Annotated in this window: 15 protein-coding genes; 10 read left to right on the forward strand and 5 right to left on the reverse strand. The window is 73.3% G+C overall.

Features of this window, described 5'->3' with window-relative positions; translation table 11 throughout:
* Positions 1–20: 20 nt before the first annotated feature.
* Positions 21–1658 carry an ABC-F family ATP-binding cassette domain-containing protein gene (locus ACGFIR_RS17775; RefSeq protein WP_393146054.1) on the reverse strand — a complete coding sequence of 546 codons (1638 nt, stop codon included), beginning with the start codon at positions 1656–1658 and terminating at the stop codon, positions 21–23.
* A gap of 241 nt (positions 1659–1899) precedes the next feature.
* Between ACGFIR_RS17775 and ACGFIR_RS17780 the strand changes: the two genes are divergently transcribed.
* The 3 genes from ACGFIR_RS17780 (at position 1900) to ACGFIR_RS17790 (ending at position 3655) form a co-directional block, all read left to right on the forward strand.
* Positions 1900–2670, forward strand: a complete 771-nt coding sequence (locus tag ACGFIR_RS17780) for an ROK family protein (RefSeq protein ID WP_392998237.1) — start codon at positions 1900–1902, stop codon at positions 2668–2670.
* Between the two features lie 190 nt (positions 2671–2860).
* Positions 2861–3229 (forward strand): tetratricopeptide repeat protein, encoded by a 369-nt coding sequence (locus ACGFIR_RS17785; RefSeq protein WP_392998239.1) that lies wholly within the window; start codon positions 2861–2863, stop codon positions 3227–3229.
* Between the two features lie 171 nt (positions 3230–3400).
* Entirely contained in the window at positions 3401–3655 is a 255-nt protein-coding gene (locus tag ACGFIR_RS17790) for a Smr/MutS family protein (RefSeq protein WP_013736060.1), read from the forward strand.
* Between the two features lie 90 nt (positions 3656–3745).
* Here ACGFIR_RS17790 and ACGFIR_RS17795 read toward each other — a convergent pair whose 3' ends face one another.
* Both ACGFIR_RS17795 and ACGFIR_RS17800 read right to left on the reverse strand, forming a co-directional pair.
* On the reverse strand, positions 3746–4645 hold the full coding sequence (locus ACGFIR_RS17795) for an SdrD B-like domain-containing protein (protein WP_393146056.1): 900 nt from the start codon (positions 4643–4645) through the stop codon (positions 3746–3748).
* 146 nt (positions 4646–4791) lie between these two features.
* Positions 4792–7167, reverse strand: coding sequence for a M28 family peptidase (locus ACGFIR_RS17800; protein WP_393146058.1), 2376 nt, complete (start codon positions 7165–7167; stop codon positions 4792–4794).
* 262 nt (positions 7168–7429) lie between these two features.
* On the opposite strand from ACGFIR_RS17800, the gene ACGFIR_RS17805 reads away from it, so the two are divergent.
* From ACGFIR_RS17805 to ACGFIR_RS17835, 7 genes are all read left to right on the forward strand, one after another.
* On the forward strand, positions 7430–8647 hold the full coding sequence (locus tag ACGFIR_RS17805; protein ID WP_393146060.1) for a PP2C family protein-serine/threonine phosphatase: 1218 nt from the start codon (positions 7430–7432) through the stop codon (positions 8645–8647).
* Positions 8644–10401, forward strand: a complete 1758-nt coding sequence (locus tag ACGFIR_RS17810) for an ATP-binding protein (protein WP_393146062.1) — start codon at positions 8644–8646, stop codon at positions 10399–10401. The genes ACGFIR_RS17805 and ACGFIR_RS17810 overlap by 4 nt, the downstream gene beginning before the upstream one ends.
* Positions 10398–10850 carry a response regulator gene (locus ACGFIR_RS17815; RefSeq protein ID WP_311413128.1) on the forward strand — a complete coding sequence of 151 codons (453 nt, stop codon included), beginning with the start codon at positions 10398–10400 and terminating at the stop codon, positions 10848–10850. The genes ACGFIR_RS17810 and ACGFIR_RS17815 overlap by 4 nt, the downstream gene beginning before the upstream one ends.
* On the forward strand, positions 10843–11655 hold the full coding sequence (locus ACGFIR_RS17820; RefSeq protein ID WP_392998249.1) for an inositol monophosphatase family protein: 813 nt from the start codon (positions 10843–10845) through the stop codon (positions 11653–11655). The genes ACGFIR_RS17815 and ACGFIR_RS17820 overlap by 8 nt, the downstream gene beginning before the upstream one ends.
* A 192-nt stretch (positions 11656–11847) precedes the next feature.
* Entirely contained in the window at positions 11848–12891 is a 1044-nt protein-coding gene (locus ACGFIR_RS17825) for a coiled-coil domain-containing protein (RefSeq protein ID WP_392999386.1), read from the forward strand.
* Positions 12892–12927: 36 nt separating this feature from the next.
* The gene (locus ACGFIR_RS17830) at positions 12928–14481 is read left to right on the forward strand and encodes a fused MFS/spermidine synthase (protein WP_393146064.1); all 1554 of its coding nucleotides are present in this window, start codon (positions 12928–12930) and stop codon (positions 14479–14481) included.
* Positions 14482–14551: 70 nt separating this feature from the next.
* Positions 14552–16204, forward strand: coding sequence for a serine/threonine-protein kinase (locus ACGFIR_RS17835; protein WP_393146066.1), 1653 nt, complete (start codon positions 14552–14554; stop codon positions 16202–16204).
* Positions 16205–16215: 11 nt separating this feature from the next.
* Here ACGFIR_RS17835 and ACGFIR_RS17840 read toward each other — a convergent pair whose 3' ends face one another.
* Entirely contained in the window at positions 16216–16884 is a 669-nt protein-coding gene (locus ACGFIR_RS17840) for a potassium channel family protein (protein WP_392998255.1), read from the reverse strand.
* Positions 16874–18208, reverse strand: coding sequence for a TrkH family potassium uptake protein (locus tag ACGFIR_RS17845; RefSeq protein WP_393146068.1), 1335 nt, complete (start codon positions 18206–18208; stop codon positions 16874–16876). The genes ACGFIR_RS17840 and ACGFIR_RS17845 overlap by 11 nt, the downstream gene beginning before the upstream one ends.
* Positions 18209–18961: the final 753 nt, after the last annotated feature.

An 18961-nucleotide genomic window follows, 5' to 3' on the forward strand; every position in this document is an offset into this window, starting at 1 on the left:
CGCGCGCGGGTCGGCACGGATCAGTCCTCGGCGATCCGCCCGGCGTCCACCCGCAGCCGGCGGTTGGTGGCGACCGCGTCCAGCATCCGCCGGTCGTGGGTGACCAGCAGCAGCGTGCCCGGGTAGTTGGCCAGCGCCGACTCGAGCTGTTCGATGGCCGGCAGGTCCAGGTGGTTCGTCGGCTCGTCCAGCACCAGCAGGTTCACCCCGCGCCCCTGGAGCAGCGCCAGCGCCGCCCGGGTCCGCTCACCGGGCGACAGGGTCGCCGCCGGCCGCAGCACGTGCCCCGCGCGCAGGCCGAACTTGGCCAGCAGCGTCCGCGCGTCCGCCGGCGACAGGTCCGGTACGGCGGCGCCGAACGCGTCGATCAGCGGCGCGTCGCCGAGGAACAGCCCCCGGGCCTGGTCCACCTCGCCGACCACCACCCCGGGGCCGAGCGCGGCGTGCCCGGAGTCGAGGGGAAGCCGGCCCAGCAGGGCGGCGAGCAGGGTGGACTTGCCGGAGCCGTTCGCCCCGGTCACCGCCACCTTGTCGGCCCAGTCGATCTGGAGGGTCACCGGGCCGAGGGTGAAGCCGCCCCGGCGTACGACGACGTCGCGCAGCGAGGCCACGACGGCGCCGGCACGGGGCGCGGCGGCGATCTCCATCCGCAGCTCCCACTCCTTGCGCGGCTCCTCGACCACCTCCAGCCGCTCGATCAGCCGCTCGGTCTGCTTGGCCTTGGCCGCCTGCTTCTCGGTCGCCTCCGCGCGGAACTTGCGGCCGATCTTGTCGTTGTCGGTGGCCTTGCGGCGGGCGTTCTTCACGCCCTTCTCCATCCAGGCGCGCTGGGTGCGGGCGCGTGCCTCCAGGCCGGCGCGGGTGTCGGCGTACTCCTCGTACTCCTCGCGGGCGTGCCGGCGGGCCACCTCGCGCTCCTCCAGGTAGCCCGCGTATCCGCCGCCGTAGTGCCGGACCTGCTGCTGATGCAGGTCCAGCTCCAGCACCCGGGTCACCGTGCGGGTGAGGAACTCCCGGTCGTGGCTGACCAGCAGCGTGCCGGCGCGCAGCCCGGTGACGAACTGCTCCAGCCGCTCCAGGCCGGCCAGGTCCAGGTCGTTGGTCGGCTCGTCGAGCAGGAAGACGTCGTAGCGGCTGAGCAGCAGCGAGGCCAGCCCGGCCCGGGCCGCCTGGCCGCCGGAGAGGCCGGTCATCGGGTGGTCGAGGTCGACCGTGAGGCCCAGTTCGGCGGCCACCTGCTCGGCCCGTTCCTCCAGGTCCGCGCCGCCGAGGGCGAGCCAGCGCTCCAGCGCCTCGGCGTAGGCGTCGTCGGCGCCGGGCGCGCCGTCGGTGAGGGCCGCCGTCGCCGCGTCCAGCGCGGTCTGCGCGGCGGTGACCCCGGTGCGTCGGGCCAGGAAGTCGCGCAGGGCCTCGCCGGGGCGCCGCTCGGGCTCCTGCGGCAGGTGCCCGACGCTCGCCGTGGGCGGGCTGAGCGTCACGCTGCCGGCCTCCACCGGCAACAACCCGGCGAGGGTACGCAGCAGCGTCGACTTGCCGGCCCCGTTCGGCCCGACCAGCCCCACCACGTCCCCGGGTGCGACCACCAGGTCCAGTCCGGCGAACAGCGCCCGGTCCCCGTGCCCCGCGGCCAACCCCTTGACGATCATCGTCGCGCTCATCAGTCCCCGACCCTATCCCGCCCCCGTGCCCGCCCGGCCCGCCCCCGCGCGTGCCCCCACCGCTGCGCGCTCCTGCCTTCGCCCGCCTGCCCGACCGCGCGCCGAGATGCCCGCCCCCGCGCCCCACCGCTGCGCGTTCCTGCCCTTCGAGTCCGGATGAAAGGGGCGAAGGGTGCGGCTGCCGGACTGGAAGTGCAAGATCGGTGAACGGAGTCCGGTCGGCACGCGGCACACTGCTCGGGTGGTGACCACTCTGGCGATCGACTGTGGCGGCGGCGGGATCAAGGCATCGGTGCTGGACGAGGCGGGCACGATGCGCGCCCGGCCGCTGCGGGTGCCCACGCCGTACCCCCTGCCGCCCTCGCTCTTCGTCAAGACGCTGCTGGAACTGGCCGGCCGGCTGCCCGCCGCCGACCGGCTCACGGTCGGCCTGCCGGGCATGATCCGGCACGGGGTGGTGGTGGCCACCCCGCACTACGTGACCCGCTCCGGTCCCCGCTCGAAGGTCGACCCCGGGCTGGTCGCCCAGTGGGCCGGGTACGACGCGCGGACCGCGCTCGCCGAGGCGTTCGGGGTGCCGGCGCTGGTGCTCAACGACGCCGAGGTGCACGGCGCCGGGGTGGTCGCCGGGACCGGCTGCGAGCTGGTGCTGACCCTCGGCACCGGGCTGGGCAGCGCGCTCTTCGACGGTGGGGTGCTCGCCCCGCACCTGGAGCTGTCCCACGCCCCGGTGCGCTGGGGCACCACCTACGACACGTACGTGGGGGAGCCGGAGCGGCGCCGCCTCGGGGACGCGTTCTGGTCCCGCCGGATCCGGCAGGTCGTGGAGGGGCTGCGCCCGGTGTTCCGCTGGGACCGGCTCTACCTGGGCGGCGGCAACTCCCGGCTGATCCGGCCCGAGCAGCTCGCCCGGATGGGCGACGACGTGGTGGTGGTGCCCAACACCGCCGGCATCGTCGGTGGCGTCCGCGCCTGGGAGCTGGCCGCCGGCCGGCAGGGCGCCACCACCTGACCCCGCCCGCGCGTTCCGTGCCCCGGCTCCGGCGAGGGGGCGCTGGCCGTCCGGGCGTCCTGCCCCGCCGGCTCTGCTGGCGCGGCGATGGCAGCCTGGGGTCGACGCGGTTCCCGGCCGGGAAGAGTCGCGGTACGGCGGGTGTTGTGCCAGCGTCGGGACAGTGGTGCGACACGAGGGGGTGGGTCGGATGGATCTTCTGGCCGAGTACCGGCGGGCGACCATGTTCTTCGAGGCCGGTGACCCGACCGGCGCCGCCCGGCTGCTCGAACCGATCGTGGAGGCCGAGCCGGGCAACGCCTCGGTACGGCAGCTGCTGGCCCGGGCGTACTTCCAGTCGGCCCAGCTCAGCCGGGCCGAGGCGCAGCTGCGGGAGCTGGTCGACCGGGACCCCGCCGACCACTACGCCCACCACGTGCTGGGCCGTACGCTGGAGCGGCTGAACCGGCACGCCGACGCGTTGCGGCACCTGCGCATCGCGGCGGCCATGCACAGCGGCAACGACGACTACCGCACCGCCCTGCACCGGGTGGAGACCCGGGTCGCGGGCGGCCGCTGACGGCACCCGCCCGAGTGCTCGCCGCCGGGACACGGGCGGGGTGATCAGGACGCCATGGACCCTAAAACTGCCATGTAGGGTCCATGCCGTCCTGATCACCGGCCATCGCCGTGGACGCCGCGGGACGCCTACCATCGGCGTCATGGGACGTGAGCTGCCGGCGGGTACGCGATGAAGCTGAAGCTGGACCTGCACGACATCTTCAACAAGGGCCACGACATCGACCGGGCCCTGCGCGGGATCATGGACGAGGCGGTGGCGAAGAAGGCCACCCTCGTCGAGATCATCCCCGGCAAGGGCTCCGGCCAGCTCAAGAAGCGGGTGCTGCGCTTCCTCGACCAGAAGGACGTCAAGCAGCTCTACCACCGGGTCGAGAAGGACTCGAAGAACTTCGGCCGCCTCTTCGTCCACTTCCGCTGGAAGTAGAAGCCCCGGCCTGGCACCGATCCGGTGAGTCGCGCCGCCCGCCCGAGTCGCCTCGGACGGGCGGCTTGCCTCGGGCGGGCGGCGACGGGCTCAGCTCTGGGGGATCAGGCCGGCGTCGACCACGTACTCGCCGCCGTGCGCGGCGTGGAACTCGGCGCTGCCGACGAGCACGGTCGGCTCGAACTGGTACGACGTCACCATGTCCGAGTCGGTGGCGTCGTCACCCGAGTCGGCTACGGTCCGACCGTACGCACTCGACACCTCGAGCCGGACCTGGTACAGCAGTTCGGTGCGGGCGGTGATCGACCAGGTCCCGTCCGGGTTGACGGTCGTCGAGCCGCCGCCGATGGCCTGTCCCTGCCGAATCCACAGACTCACGTTCAACACGCCGTCCGGGCCGCCGGCGACGGCCGGCTCACCCTCCTCACGCTGCCCGTCCCGGTCGAGGTCGTGCCAGACGGTGCCCCGGATGACGCACGTGCCCGAGATCGCCACCGTGACGGAACCGGTGTTGTTGCCGGTGTTCGCCTCACGGCGCTGCGGGGTGATGCTCGTGGTGACGGGGACCGCGCTGCCCGGTGCCGCGCCGGCCACGACGAACGGCACATGCAGCCGGAACGCGCGACCGCCAGCCGCCAGTTCCGGATACGAGCAGGTGTAGCTCGTCGTGCTCGCCCTCGCGCAGGTCCAGCCGGCGTCGGGGGCGGGGGTTGTGGTCTGTAGCCCCGAAGGCACCGAGACGGTCAGCGTCACCGGGTCCGATGGCCCGTTGCCGTAGTTCCGGATGTCGATCTCGGCGTAGAAGGTCTCGCCCTCCGCCGGGTTCAACACGTTGGTCATCATCAGGTCGACAGCCAGGTCGGGCTGGAGTTTTCCGGCCGCCACCGCGTCGGCCGGAGCGAGTGCCGCCGCGCCGCCGACGAGGGCGAGGGTGGCGAGAGAGTTGGCAAGGGTACGTCGGATCGAGCGGGACGGAGAACGAGGTCGCATAGCGTCCTTACGTCGCAGGTGACGGCTCGCCGTGACGGCGAGGGCACAGCCAGGTGTCAGCTGTCTCCACCTATCCGGCGTCGTCGATGTGGCTGGCGTTACGCACGCGGCGACTCGATGGAGAACATGCCCGCGACGGGGACTGGCTAGAGCGGATAGGTGCGTGCCACGGCCAGCATCTCCGAGGTGTGTGAGCCCTTGATCCCCACGTCGGGCGGGCGGGGCCGGAAGCCGGGCAGGGCGTCCAGGCCGTCGCTGGCGTCCATCGCGCGCAGCGCCACCTGGCCCGCCTTCGGGGCGACGGTCAGCGTCACCTCGATCCCCTCCGGCGGCGGGGCGTGGAAGACCAGGCCGAAGCCCCAGCGGCCCGCACCGGCCTCCACCGGCACCGGACGGCCGGCCACCTCCGCCCGCAGCACCGTCGCCGTCGCCGCCTCCACGTGCAGGGTCGTCAGCCGGACCTGGCGCTGGGGGACCAGCCGCAGACGCAGGGTGCGCTCGGCGCCGGTGGTGGTGTCGGCGAGCACCTCCAGCTTCGGGGCGGGCAGGTTCGCCGCCTGCGCCGGGCCGGCACGCAGTTCCGCGTCGCCCAGGCCGGGGAAGTCGGCCACCTCGGTCACCCCGTCGACGTAGCCGTCGGTCCAGGGCTGCGGATCCTCCTCGCGGCTGAGCCAGCGGGCCTGCCCGGTGCCGGCGTCGAGGGCGTACATCAGGTGGGTGGGGGCGGGGTGCGCGGCGTCGAAGCGGTCGACGGCGAGCCCGACCCCGGTGAGGACCACCGCCGTCAGGGCGGTGGCGGCGGCCGGCAGCGCGCCGAGCCGGCGCGCGCGCAGGGCGAGCATCCCGCGCTGCCCGCCGGCCTGCGGGTGCAGCAGGTCGACCACCGGCAGCGCGGCCAGGCCGAGCAGCACCGCGACCAGCGCCGCCACCCCGCCCATCGCCATGCCGAGCGCCGGGAAGAGCAGGACCACCGTGGGCAGCAGGATCACCACGGCCACCGCGGCGGCCAGGGTCACCGCGACCACCGGCCACGGTCCGTCGATCCGCGTGGCCAGCGCGACCAGCCCGGCCAGCGCGCCGGCCAGGGCCGGGAGGGTGACGAGGTACGCCCCGCCGGGCACCAGCACGGCGAGCAGCACCCCGAGCACGGCCAGCCAGCCCAGCCCGCCGATGGCGAGCGCAGCCGGGCCGACCCGGCGGCGGGTGAGCGCGTACCAGGTGAACAGGACGGCGGCGGCGAGCGCCACCACGGCCAGCCGGTACCAGGTGGGCCGGTACGGGTCGAGCAGCTCGGCGTAGCCGGGCCGCAGCGCGGTGACCGCCGCCCAGAGCAGCTGCGCGGCGAGCGGGGCGAGGACGAGCGGCAGCAGCGCCAGCCCGAACCCGGCGGCGAGCCGGCCGGCGGTGACGCGGCCCCGGCGCAGGGCGAGCCAGCCGAGGGCCGCCACGGCGGCGAGCGCCAGCAGCGCCAACGGCAGCACCAGCCAGCCGGGGTAGCGGACCAGCCCGCCCGGGACGGGGAAGTAGGTGCCGTCGTGCCCGGAGTCCAGCGCGGTCAGGTCCACCCGGCCGAACTCACGGGCGAGGCCGAGGGCGTTGTCGCCGTGGTGCTGGAGGCTGGCCCGGTCCATGGCGGCGGGGGTGTCCAGCGGGGTGTGGTAGATCGCCCCGCCGTCGATGTACGCCGAGTTGAGCCCGACGAAGTCGTTGTCGAGGAACGCCGTGAAGTCCGTGTCGTTGGGCATCGCCCGGTAGATCTCCACGGCGAACGAGGTGCCCACGGCGTGCGGCGCGGCCCGGCCGAAGACGTCCACCAGGGCGGCGTTGTTCCGCGACGTCTCGAACATGATCACCGGGCCGGTGGAGCCGCGCGCCTCCAGGTTGAGCACGACGCCGCCGTCGGCGGCCAGCGGGTGGCTGGACGCGAACGCCGCCGCCCCGCACAGGCACGCCTCCTCGGCGTCGGTGAGCACGAAGACGATGTCGTTGCGCGGCCGGGGGCCGGTGGCCAGCGCGCGGGCCACCTCCAGGATGGTCGAGGTGCCGGCGGCGTCGTCGTTGCCGCCCGGCCCGGACTGCACCGAGTCGTAGTGCGAGACGAGGAAGACCTTCCCGGTGGGGTCCGTGCCGGGCAGCCGGGCCACCACGTTGCGTACCCGGGCCAGGGTGGCCCCGCCGGCCGCCCCGCTGAGCTGGCCGGCCTCGGGCGCGACGGTGTCCTGCACCTCGGTCTCCAGACCGAGACCGCGCAGCACCCCCTCGACGTGCGCGCGGACCTGGTCGTTCGCCGGGCTGCCCGCCACGTGCGTCCGCGCGGCGACGACGCCGACGTGCTCGTACGCCCGGGCGGCGCTGAACTCGCCGGGCGGCGCGTCGGCCGGGCGCGGCGTGGGGGTACGCAGGTCGAGCAGGCTGCCGGCGCCGACGGCGACCAGCGCGGCGAGCGCCGCCACGGCGGCGGCGAACCGGCGGCCGGGGCGGGCCAGCGCGCGGTCGGCGGGGCGGATGGGGGGTGCGCCCACGGGGTCTCCTCGGGTCTCAGGTGGGCACCATCCTGCACCCCGGGGGCCGCCAGCGGGACTCCCGGTGGCTGCCGGAGGGCACACCCGTCCGTTTTGCCCGCCGGCGCGTAGTGATCAGACCCATGCCCGCGCATACGGAGCCCGTCGTGTTGTGTGCGAACGTTGTCTAATACAGGATCAGCAGGGCACTCGGAAGGAGCCCGACATCACCAGCGAACTCCCACGTCTCGCGGCGGTGACCCGGCCGTACCGGGGGACCGGCATGGCCGGTTCCTCCGTCGGGCCGTACCCGCACGGCGGCATGGGACGGCATCCCAACCTGCCGCCGGGCGAGCGGCTGCGGGTGCTGCTGGTCGAGGACGACGAGGGCGACGCCTTCCTGGTCGGCGAGCTGCTCGCCGAGACCAACTCGATGATCGACCTGCTGGTGGCGACCAGCCTCAGCGAGGCGCGGCAGCGCGTACTGGGCGTCGACTGCGTCCTGCTCGACCTCGGCCTGCCCGACGCGCAGGGCCTCGACGGGCTGCGCCAGGTGCTGGAGATGGCCAGCGGCGCCGCCGTCTGCGTACTGACCGGCCGATCCGACGAGCACCTCGGCATCGTCGCGGTCGCCGAGGGCGCCCAGGACTACCTGGTCAAGGGCCAGGTCGACGGGGTGCTGCTGACCCGGGCGCTGCGCTACGCGGTGGAGCGCAAGCGCGCCGACGAGAACGCCCGGCGGCTGCGCGAGGTCGAGCTGCGCCAGGCCGAGTCGGCCCGACTGGAACGGGGCCTGCTGCCGCAGCCGCTGATGACCACCGACGTCGTCGCGGTGCACACCTTCTACCGGCCCGGCCGGCACGCCGCCCTGATCGGCGGCGACTTCTACGACGTGGTGCAGACCCGACCCGACCGGCTCGACCTGATCATCGGCGACGTCTGCGGGCACGGCGTGGACGAGGCGGCCCTCGGCGTCGAGCTTCGCGTCGCCTGGCGGGCCCTGATCCTCGCCGGCGTACCCGACGACGAGGTGCTCCCGGCGCTGGAACAGGTGCTGATGAGCGAGCGCCGCCTCCAGGAGATCTTCGCGACCGTCGCCACCGTGCGGCTGGACCTCGACGCCAACCGGGGCACCGTCCGGCTGGCCGGGCACCCGCCGCCGCTGCTGCTCGCCGGGGGCAAGGTGGTGCCGGTGCCGGCACCCGGCGGTTTGCTCCTCGGCGTACGACCCCGCCGGCCCGTGGCCTACGACCTGGAGTTCGACACCGATGACTGGTCCCTGTTGATGTACACCGACGGCCTGATCGAGGGCCGGATCGGCGAGGGCGACGAGCGCCTCGACGTACCCGGCCTCAGCGGACTGCTCGCCGACCCGGCGACCCTCGCCGTGCCGCTGTCCGAGCTGCCGGCCTGGCTGGTCGGGCGCGCCGAGCAGCTCAACGGCGGCCCGTTCGCCGACGACGTCGCCATGCTGCTGGTCAGCCGGGGCGGTGGCCGGTGACGGCCGTACGCGACTGGACCCTGCGCCGGAGGGTCGTCACGCTGCTCGTCGTCGTCGCCGTCCTGCTGCTCGGCCTGGCCTCCGGCGAGGTGGCCCTGGCGGCGAAGAACCGGTCGCACATCGATGCGATCCTGAACAAGACCGGCCCGCTGCGGGTGCAGGCGCAGGAGTTGCTGAACGCGCTGCTGGACCAGGAGACGGCGGTGCGCGGCTACGCGGTCAGCGGCAACCCGGCCGACCTGGCGCCCTACGACGCCGGGCGCAAGCGCGAGCAGGACCTGGTCGCCTCGATGCACCGGCTCGTCGCCGACTACCCGGAGCTCCGACAGGAGATCCGGGTGGTGGAGGAACGGGCCGAGGTGTGGCGCCAGGCGGTGGCGGTGCCGGTGGTCACCACCACGGATCAGAGTGGCACCAGCGCCGCTCAGGCGCTCATCACGGACCAGGCCCGGGAACAGTTCAACGACGTCCGGGACGCGCTCGACCATCTCCAGCAGGAGATCTTCGAGACCCGGCAGCGCAGCGCCGCGGACGTGGAGCGGACCAGCAACCTGTTGGTCGTGCTGCTGATCGTGGCCGTCGGGGTGGTCATCGTCGCCGGCAGCATGCTGCTGGTCTCGTTGGACAAGATGGTGATCCGCCCGCTGACGGGGCTCGCCGACCAGGTCCGGGAGGTGGCCGAGGGCGACTACCAGCACGGCATCGTCGGCGCCGGCCCACCCGAGTTCATGCGGCTCGCCGAGGACGTCGACGCGATGCGGCGCAAGATCGCCAAGGACCTGGCGGAGGTACGGGAGGCCCGCGAGCGCATCGAGTGGGTCAACAGCCAGCTCCAGAAGCAGGCCGAGGAGCTCACCCGCTCCAACCGTGACCTGGAGCAGTTCGCGTACGTCGCCTCGCACGACCTCCAGGAGCCGCTGCGCAAGGTGGCCAGCTTCTGCCAGCTCCTTCAGCGCCGCTACGCGGGGCAGTTGGACGAGCGGGCCGACCAGTACATCGCGTTCGCGGTCGACGGCGCGCAGCGGATGCAGCGCCTCATCAACGACCTGCTCGCCTTCTCCCGGATCGGCCGGCTCACCACGGGTTTCACCGAGGTCGACATGAACAAGGTCATGGGCGACGTGGCCGGCCAGACCGAGGCGGCCCGCCAGTACGCCGACGCGGAGCTGACCTGGGGCGAGCTGCCGGTCATCCGCGGCGAGGAGCCGCTGCTGACCAACCTGCTGGCCAACCTGGTCAGCAACTCGGTGAAGTTCCGCCGCCCCGACGTGCCGCCGAAGGTGCACATCTCGGCCCGCCTCGTGGGCGACGAGTGGGAGATCAGCTGCCAGGACAACGGCATCGGCATCGAGCCCGAGTTCGCCGACAAGATCTTCGTCATCTTCCAGCGGCTGCACGCCAAGGACGCGTACCCGGGCACCGGGATCGGGCTGGCGATCGTCAAGAAGATCGTGGAATACCACGGCGGCCGGGTCTGGGTGGACACCGACGTCGAGGAGGGCACGGCGATCCGCTTCACCCTCCCGGCGCTGCCCGAGGACGTCGAGGCGGCGGCCGAGTCGACGGACGGGCCGGCCGACGAGCCGGCGGCCGACGAGGCCGTGACCGGGGACGGCGACGAGCCCGCCACGGAGGCCGGTACCGCCGCCCCGGCGCAGGTCGGCGGGCGTGCCGACGGGCCGGACCCCACGGATGGGCCCGACCGGGCACCGGAAGACGGTAGAACGGGTGACATGAGGGAGACGGTGGGATGACCGCGCCGGCGGACGGCAAGAGCCCGATCGAGGTCCTGCTGGTCGAGGACGACCCGGGTGACGTGTTGATGACCCAGGAGGCGTTCGAGGAGCACAAGCTCCGCAACCGGCTGACCGTCGTCTCCGACGGCGCCGAGGCGCTGGCCTACCTGCGGCGGGAGGGCCAGTACGCCGACGTGGTGCAGCCGGACCTGATCCTGCTCGACCTGAACCTGCCCCGCCGCGACGGGCGGGAGGTGCTGGAGGAGATCAAGAAGGACGAGCAGCTCTGCCGGATCCCGGTCGTGGTGCTGACGACCTCCCAGGCCGACGAGGACATCCTGCGCAGCTACCAGCTGCACGCCAACGCGTACGTGACGAAGCCGGTGGACTTCGAGCGCTTCATCTCGGTGGTCCGGCAGATCGACGAGTTCTTCGTCAGCGTGGTGAAGCTGCCGCCGCGTGGCTGACACCCTGCTCGACGACGTCGGTGGTCTGCTGCGCGAGACCGCCGACCAGGTCGTGCTTCCGCTGTTCCGCAAGCTCGACGACGCCGACGTCAGCGAGAAGGCGCCGGGTGAGCTCGTCACCGTCGCCGACCGCCGTGCCGAGGAGATCATTTCGGCGGCCCTGCGCCGGCTGCGCCCCGGCTCGCTGGTGGTCGGCGAGGAGGCGGTGGCCGACGATCCGACCCTGCTTGACCACCTGCGCGGCGCCGGCGACGTGTGGCTCGTCGACCCGGTCGACGGCACCTCGAACTTCGCCGCCGGCCGGCAGCCGTTCGCGCTGATGGTGGCGTTGCTGACCGACGGGGAGCCGGTCGCCGCCTGGGTGCTCGACCCGCTCGCCGGGACGCTGGCCGTCGCGCGGGCCGGCGAGGGGACCCGGCTCGACGGCCGGCCGCTGTGGACCGGCGACCGGGCGCCCGCGCTCGACGCGGTACGCGGCGCCGCGATGTCGCACGCGCTGCCGTCCGCGTCGCGGGCGCTGGTCGAGGCCGGCGGCGCGCGGCTGGGCGAGCTGCTTCCCGGCCAGCACTGCGCTGGGCGCGAATACCTGGACGTGCTGACCGGGGATCAGGACTTCGTGCTCTTCTGGCGGACCCTGCCCTGGGACCACGCCCCCGGCAGCCTGCTGGTGCGTGCGGCGGGCGGGGTGGCCCGGCGCTTCGACGGCACGGACTACCGTCCGGCGGACGAGGGCCACGGCCTCCTGGTGGCCGCGAGCGAGGAGATCTGGGCGCAGGTACGCGAGACGCTGCTCGGCGGTGCGTGACGCCGACGCGACACTGCGTCGACGTTGGCCGGCCCCGGCGTTCGCGGGCCTGGTCAATCGTGCTCCGTCCGGTATCCTGACCGCCGGTCTCTGCCAGCAGGCCGCCGACCGGCGCCCGGCAGGGGTCGCCGCCGCGCCGTGCTGTCGTCCGGGGCCGGTGGCCGACGGAAGGATGCTTTCGTGCGCAGGACCATGCCCGTCGGGCGTCACGGCCGCCCCCAGCTGACCGCCCCGTCCACCGGTGGGCGCGTCCGCCGCCCGCTGACCGCCCTGCTCCTCGCCGTGACGATGTTCTTCGCCGGCGGCGCGGTGCCCGCGTACGCGGAACCCAACGAGGGCGGCACCAAGAAGCTCCGGGACGCCCTGGAGGCCACCGCCAAGGCGCACATCGAGGCCAAGGGGAAGCTGGACAACTCCAAGGCCCGGCAGAAGCAGCTGGTCAAGCAGCTGGGCGAGGTGGAGGTCCGGCTGGTCGAGCTGACCGCGCAGGTCGGCGAGGTGGCCGCCCAGTCGTACCGGCTGGGCCGGTTGACGCCCACGTCGATGCTGCTCAACAGCGCCTCGCCGGAGGCGTTCCTGGAACGGGCGGCCAGCCTCGACATGATGGCGCAGCGCGACGGCAAGCGGCTGCGCAGCCTGACCGAGGCACGCGAGCAGGCCCGGCAGGCGAAGATCGCCATCGACACCGAGGTCCGTGAGCAGCAGAAGCAGCTCGCGGTGATGGCGAAGAAGAAGAAGGAGGCCGAGGCGGCGCTAGCGGCGGTCAGCTCGGGCAGCAGCGGCGGCTTCAGCGGCGCCAGCTCGTCCTCGGCGAAGCCGGCGCCCCGCAACTCGGACGGCTCCTGGCCGTCGGAGTCCTGCTCGGTCAACGACCCGACCACCTCCGGCTGCATCACCCCGCGCACGCTCAACGCCCTCAACCAGACCAAGGCCGCCGGCTACAAGCGCTACGTCTCCTGCTACCGCAGCGGCGGCTCCGGCGAGCACCCCAAGGGGCGGGCCTGCGACTTCTCGGCCGCCGCGGGCGGGTTCGAGGACAAGACCGCCACGGGCGGCGACAAGGCGTACGGGGACAGCCTGGCCGCCTGGCACGTGCGCAACGCCAGCCGGCTGGGCGTGCTCTACGTGATCTGGTACCGGCAGATCTGGCACCCGGGCACCGGTTGGCGGGCCTACAGCGGCAGCGGCAGTCCCGCCGCCGACCACACGAACCATGTTCATCTCTCGATGTACTGACCCGCGGGCCCAGTTTTCCTGCGTACCATCGCGCGGGTGAGCTCCGCATCCTCCGACGTCACGGTCCCGCCGGCCACGCCGGCGGCGACGACCGCCCGGGCCCTGCCCAACGGCCTCGCCGCGTTCCTGGTCTTCTTCTCCAGCGGCGCCGTCCTGGTGCTGGAGACCGTCGCGCTGCGGCTGGTCGGACCGTACGTCGGGGTGACCCTTCAGGTGACCAGCTCGGTCATCGGCATCGCCCTGGCCGCCATCGCCTACGGGGCCTGGACGGGCGGCTGGCTGGCGGACCGGCGCAACCCGCGCGTCCTGCTGGCTCCGGCGCTGGTGCTGGCCGGCATCGCCACGGCGGTCACCCTGCCCGTCGTCCGGTACGCCGGCGAGGTGCTGCGCGGCGGGGCGGCCTCGGCCATCCTGCTGCTCGTCGCGCTCGCCGTCTTCGTGCCGGCGGCCCTGCTCGCCGCGGTCACGCCGCTGGTGGTCAAGCTTCAGCTCGCCGACCTGCGGCGCACCGGCCAGGTGGTCGGCCGGCTCTCCGGCATCGGCACGCTGGGCGGGATCACGGCCACCCTGGGCACCGGGTTCGTGCTGGTGGCCGCGCTGCCCAGCACGGTCATCCTGTTCGCCCTGGCGGCCTCGCTCGGGCTCACCGGGCTCGGCCTCGGGGTGTGGCTGCGCCGCCAGGACCGCGCCGAGCTGCCCGGCCCCGCCCGCGCCAAGGCCGCCCTGGCGGTGCTGGGGCTCGTCGGCGCCGGGCTGACCACGGTCGCCCCGAACCCGTGCGACATCGAGACCGCCTACCACTGCGCCAGCGTCGAGGCCGACCCCGGCCGGGAGTCCGGCCGCACCCTACTGCTCAACTCCGCCCAGCACTCGTACGTGGATCTCGCCGACCCCACCCACCTGGAGTACGCGTACACGCGGTGGATCGGGGCGGTGGCCGACGTGGTGGCCCCGAAGGGGCAGCGGCTCGACGCGCTGCACCTGGGCGGGGGCGGGTTCACCGTGCCCCGCTACCTGACCGCCACCCGTCCCGGCACCGACAACGTCGTATTCGAGATCGACGGCGGGCTGGTCGAGCTGGGCGAGCGTCAGCTCGGCGTACGCCAGGGGCCGGACCTGCGGGCGGTGGTGGGTGACGCCCGGCTGCTGGTCGCGGCGGAGGCCAGCGACAGCCGCGACCTGGTGGTCGGCGACGCCTTCGGGCACCTGGTGGTGCCCTGGCACCTGGCCACCCGGGAGATGGCCGCCGAGGTCCGCCGGGTGACCCGCCCCGGCGGCGTCTACGTGCAGAACGTCATCGACTACCCGCCGCTGCGCTTCATCCGCAGCGAGCTGGCCACCGTCGCCGCCGAGTTCCGGCACGTCGCGCTGATCGCCCCGGCGGCGGCGCTGGCCGGGCGGGAGGGCTCGAACTTCCTCATCGTCGCCTCCGACGCCCCGCTGCCGCTGGAGGCGGTCCGCGCCCGGCTGGCCGAGCTGCGGGAGGACGCCAGTCTCCTGGCGGGCGCCGACCTCACCGGCTTCGTCGGCGAGGCGCTGGTGCTGACCGACGACTACGCGCCCGTGGACCAGCTCCTGGCCACCGCCTGAACGGGTGAATCGGTGACCGATTCCGACCCTGGATGTGTAGCCGGGTCGGTCCGGGGCAACAACGATCCCCATGGGTGGAGGGATCCGGGACGGCGCACAACTGCTGGGTGAGCGGTACCGGCTGATCGAGCAGCTCGGCGCGGGCGGCATGTCCGTGGTCTGGCGCGGCTACGACGAGGTGCTGGGCCGCCAGGTGGCGGTCAAGGTACTCGCGTCGCGGCTGGCCAGCGACCGCGCGTTCCGGCACCGCATCCGGATCGAGGCGCAGGCCGCCGCCCGGCTGTGCCACCCCAACATCACCAACGTGTACGACTACGGCGAGTCCGAGCAGGTCGGCCTGACCGTCCCGTACGTCGTCATGGAGCTGGTCGACGGCGAGTCGCTGACCGGCCGGCTGCGCCGGGGCAGCCTGCCCTGGCGGGACGCGGTGACGATCGGCGCGGAGGTCACCTCGGCGCTCGCCACCGCGCACGCCCGTGGCGTGGTGCACCGCGACGTGACCCCGGGCAACATCATGTTGACCGCCATCGGCGTGAAGGTGGTCGACTTCGGCATCTCGGCGCTGGTGGGGGAGAAGGAGAAGGGGCCGGACGGTGCCCTGCTCGGCACGCCCGCGTACCTCGCGCCGGAGCGGCTCGACAACGGCCAGGTCTCCCCGGCCACCGACGTGTACGCCGTCGGCCTGCTGCTCTACCGGATGCTGACCGGCCGGCTGCCCTGGCAGGCGAGCACCACCACGCAGATGCTGCGCGCGCACATGTACAACGAGCCGGATCCCATGCCGCCGGTGCCGGGGCTGCCCGACGAGGTGCGCGAGCTGGTGGGCCGCTGCCTGGCCAAGCGCCCCGAGGACCGTCCCGCCACCGCCGAGGTCGCGCGGACGCTCGCCGAGGCCGCCGGCATGATCGCCCCGGTGCCGGTCTCTCCGGCGGGGCCCGTGGACGAGGCCGCGTTCGCCGCCGCCGGCACCACGATCCTGCCCTGGTCCGCCGCGACCGACGCGCTGCCGTTCTCCCGTACGCGCAACCGGCGCGCGGCGACCCGACGCCGGCGGATCGAGGCGGGGGTGGCCGCCGCCGGGCTGGTGGCGGTGACGGCGGCGTTGTGGGGGGTGACCTCGCACAGCCCCGCCAGCGGAGGCATCGACCAGCAGACGCAGGCGCGGATGGGCGCTCCGGTGCCGACGGCGCCGCCCTGCCGGGTCGCCTACACGTTGCGTAAGGACTCGGGCAAGGACTTCGCCGCCGAGCTGACCCTGACCAACGCCGGCACGCGGGAGCTGCGCGACTGGCGGCTCAGTTTCACCTTCCCGGGCCAGCAGACGGTGACGAAGGCGACGCCCGTGCCGGTGCGCCAGCAGGGCCGTACGGTGCTCGTGGCGGCCGGCCCGGAGCGGGCCGCGCTGGCGCCCGGCGCGTCGGAGAAGCTCACCCTGACCGGCCGCCACACCGGCGTGAACCCGCTGCCGCTGGAGTTCCGCCTCGGCGAGGAGACCTGCGGGGCGCAGGTCTCCGGGGTGGCCGGTGCGGCACCCAGCAAGGCACCGTCGAAGGCGCCGGCCAAGCCCAGCGTCAAGACCCCGGCGAAGAAGGCCGGCACGTCCGCCGGCAAGGCGGGCGGCAACTCCGGCGGGCCGAAGGCCAAGTCCGACAACTCCGGCAAGGGAAAGGGGGCGGGTGGGGCAAAAAAAGCAAGCGAGGAAAGGGACGAGGACGATGACTGATTTTGCCGGGGTCAGCTGAGTTCCGCGAACCGTTGCACCTGCCCGATGTCCCCTTCGACGATCAACATGCTGCCCGGCGCGATCACCGTGGCGTCCGTGGCGTAGCGGAAGCGTTCCCCGGGCAGCTTCACGCCCACCACCCGCACTCCGTGCTGCTCGGTGGGGGTCAGCTCCGCGAGCGGTCGGCCGACCATCGACTCCGGGCTGCACACCTTGGCGATGGCGAAGTCGTCGCCGAACTCGATGAAGTCGAGCATCCTGCTGACGATCAGGTGGGCCACCCGCTCGCCGGTCTCCGCCTCGGGAAAGATCACGTGGTGCGCGCCGACCGAGTCCAGGATCTTGGCGTGCTTCGTCGAGGTGGCCCGTGCCCAGATCTGCGGTACGCCCAGGTCGGCCAGCGCCAGCACCGTCAGCACGCTGGCCTCCAGCGAGGCGCCGATGGCGACCACCGCCCGCCCGAATTCCGCCACGCCGAGTTGGCGCAGCGTCCCCTCCTCGGTGGCGTCGGCCTGCACGACGCGGTCGAGCTGCGCCGACCACCGCTGCACCCGCTCCGCGTCGCGGTCGACGGCCAGCACCTCGTGGTTCAGCGCGGTCAACGCGCGGGACAGGTAGCAGCCGAACCGACCCAGTCCGATGACCAGGACGCTGCCCTCGTCCGTCTTCCTAGCCGACAATGGGTTGCTCCTCCGGGTAGCGGTACAGCCGCCGCCGGGTGTTCAGGGCGATCGCCGACCCGAGGGTCAGGGGCCCGATCCGGCCGACGAACATGAGGATGATCAGGGCGACCTGGCCGTTCTCCGGCAGCGACGCGGCGACCCCGATGCTGAAGCCGGTGGTGGTAAGCGCCGAGGTCACGTCGAACAGCGCGGCGTAGAGGGGGACGCCCTCGGTGAGGAAGATCAACAGCATCGTGCCGCCGGCCAGCAGCGCGACGCTGAGCAGCGCGATGGTGAGGGCCTGCCGCTGGCTGGCGGTGGCCACCCGGCGGTGCCCGACCGTCACGTCCGGCTCGCCCCGCAGTTCGGCCCACAGGACGAAGGCGAGCAGGAAGAAGGTGGCCACCTTGATCCCGCCGGCCGTGCTGGCGCTGCCGCCGCCGATGAACATCAGCGCGATGACCAGGGGGTAGCTCTCCTCTTCCATGCTGTTCACGTCGATGACGTTGAAGCCACCGGTGCGGGTGAACGCGTTCTGCGTGAACGCCACCAGGAGCTTCTCCGACCAGGCGTGGATGCCCAGGGTGCGGGGGTTCTCCCACTCGATCACCAGCAGGCCGAGGAAGCCCACCGTCAGCAGCGTCAGGCTCCCCCACACGGTCAGCTTCGTGGCGACCGCCCAGCGGGCCGGCTGTCGCCACTCCCGGACCGCCTCGAACAGCGCCGGGAAGCCGAGCCCGCCGATGATGGTGCCGATCGAGAGCGGCAGGGTGAACCACGCGTCGGTGGAGAAGCCGATCAGGTTGTCGGTGTAGAGGGCGAATCCGCCGTTGTTGAAGGCCTGGACGGCGTGGAATACCCCGCCCCACAGGGCCCGGCCGAACGGATAGTCGTAGGCGACCCACAGCCGGGCGGTCAGAATCGCGGTGATGACCGCCTCGCACACCAGCGCGAGGCCTGCGATGCGCAGCAGCAGCCGGCGTACGTCACCGAGGCCGAACTCGGCCGTCTCGGCCTGCACCAGCAGCCGGCTGCGCAGTCCCAGTCGCCGGGCCACCACGAGGATCACCAGGGTCGCCCCGGTGACGATGCCCAGGCCGCCGACCTGCGTGAGCACGGTGATCATCGCGAGACCGAACCCGTTCCAGTAGTGCGGGGTGTCCACGATCGTCATCCCGGTCACCGACACCGCCGAGGTGGCCGTGAACAGGGCGGTCAGGAACGGGGTCTGCCGGTACTCGCTGGTGGCCCAGGGCAGCATCAGCAGCCCGGTGCCGACCATGATCGTCACCAGGAATCCGAACGGCACCAGCCGTACGGGGTGACGAAGGAGCCGGCGCACCAGACAATCTTCCTTTTCCACCGCGATCCGGGTGCGAGAACCGGCATCCCGCACGACTTCATCCCGCGTCAGACGCAGGCGATTCGGGGTGTGCCCGGATGGCTGCGCGGACGCTGTCGAGCTGATGTCGTAGACGATTCAGGCGTGCCGGAGTGCACCGCGCGGACGCTGTCGAGCTGCCCCGTGTATGGGGGGCGGGTCGAACCCGACGACGTCGTCATCCCGGCCGGCAATCAGCGGTGTGCCAACCGACGAACCCGGAGACCTTGGTACGAAACGGCCCCTTGAGGGGCACTTTCCTACCAAGATCTCCCGAGCGGTCCCGGTGTGCCGACAGAGGTGGCGTGGCGGTGCGGTTCGGCGTGGCGGCGGAAGCGCCTACGCGGGGGGCGGCTGCCCGGTGGGCCGGCTACGCAGCGGGCGGCTGCCGAGGGCCGGCTAGGCAGCGGGCGGCTGCCGAGGGCCGGCTAGGCAGCGGGCGGCTGCCGAGGGCCGGCTAGGCAGCGGGCGGCTACGGTGACGGGGCCCCTGTGTGCCGCCGAAGTGGCCGTGACAGACGCCGCCGCCCCTGGTGTTCCCGGCCGCTGGGTCTGTCGGCGGAGTCCGTTTGCGGTGTCCCCGTCAGACACACGAGGCGAGCCGGCGATGGTGGGTAGCGCCACCGTCGCCCCGTGCTTTCGGCGTCGCGTGCCGACGGCTGGTACGGGTGACCACCCCACCTCTGTTACTTGTGTGTTTCGGCCACATAGCCCG

The sequence above is a fragment of the Micromonospora sp. NPDC049051 genome (assembly GCF_043197575.1).
Lineage (GTDB): Bacteria > Actinomycetota > Actinomycetes > Mycobacteriales > Micromonosporaceae > Micromonospora.

Bases quoted from the DNA above. Each gene is read 5' to 3' on its own strand.
- ACGFIR_RS17835 (WP_393146066.1), top strand. From the start codon at position 14,552: ATGGGTGGAGGGATCCGGGACGGCGCACAACTGCTGGGTGAGCGGTAC.
- ACGFIR_RS17795 (WP_393146056.1), bottom strand. From the start codon at position 4,645: ATGCGACCTCGTTCTCCGTCCCGCTCGATCCGACGTACCCTTGCCAAC.
- ACGFIR_RS17790 (WP_013736060.1), top strand. From the start codon at position 3,401: ATGAAGCTGAAGCTGGACCTGCACGACATCTTCAACAAGGGCCACGAC.
- ACGFIR_RS17785 (WP_392998239.1), top strand. From the start codon at position 2,861: ATGGATCTTCTGGCCGAGTACCGGCGGGCGACCATGTTCTTCGAGGCC.
- ACGFIR_RS17775 (WP_393146054.1), bottom strand. From the start codon at position 1,658: ATGAGCGCGACGATGATCGTCAAGGGGTTGGCCGCGGGGCACGGGGAC.
- ACGFIR_RS17825 (WP_392999386.1), top strand. From the start codon at position 11,848: ATGCCCGTCGGGCGTCACGGCCGCCCCCAGCTGACCGCCCCGTCCACC.
- ACGFIR_RS17805 (WP_393146060.1), top strand. From the start codon at position 7,430: ATGGCCGGTTCCTCCGTCGGGCCGTACCCGCACGGCGGCATGGGACGG.
- ACGFIR_RS17815 (WP_311413128.1), top strand. From the start codon at position 10,398: ATGACCGCGCCGGCGGACGGCAAGAGCCCGATCGAGGTCCTGCTGGTC.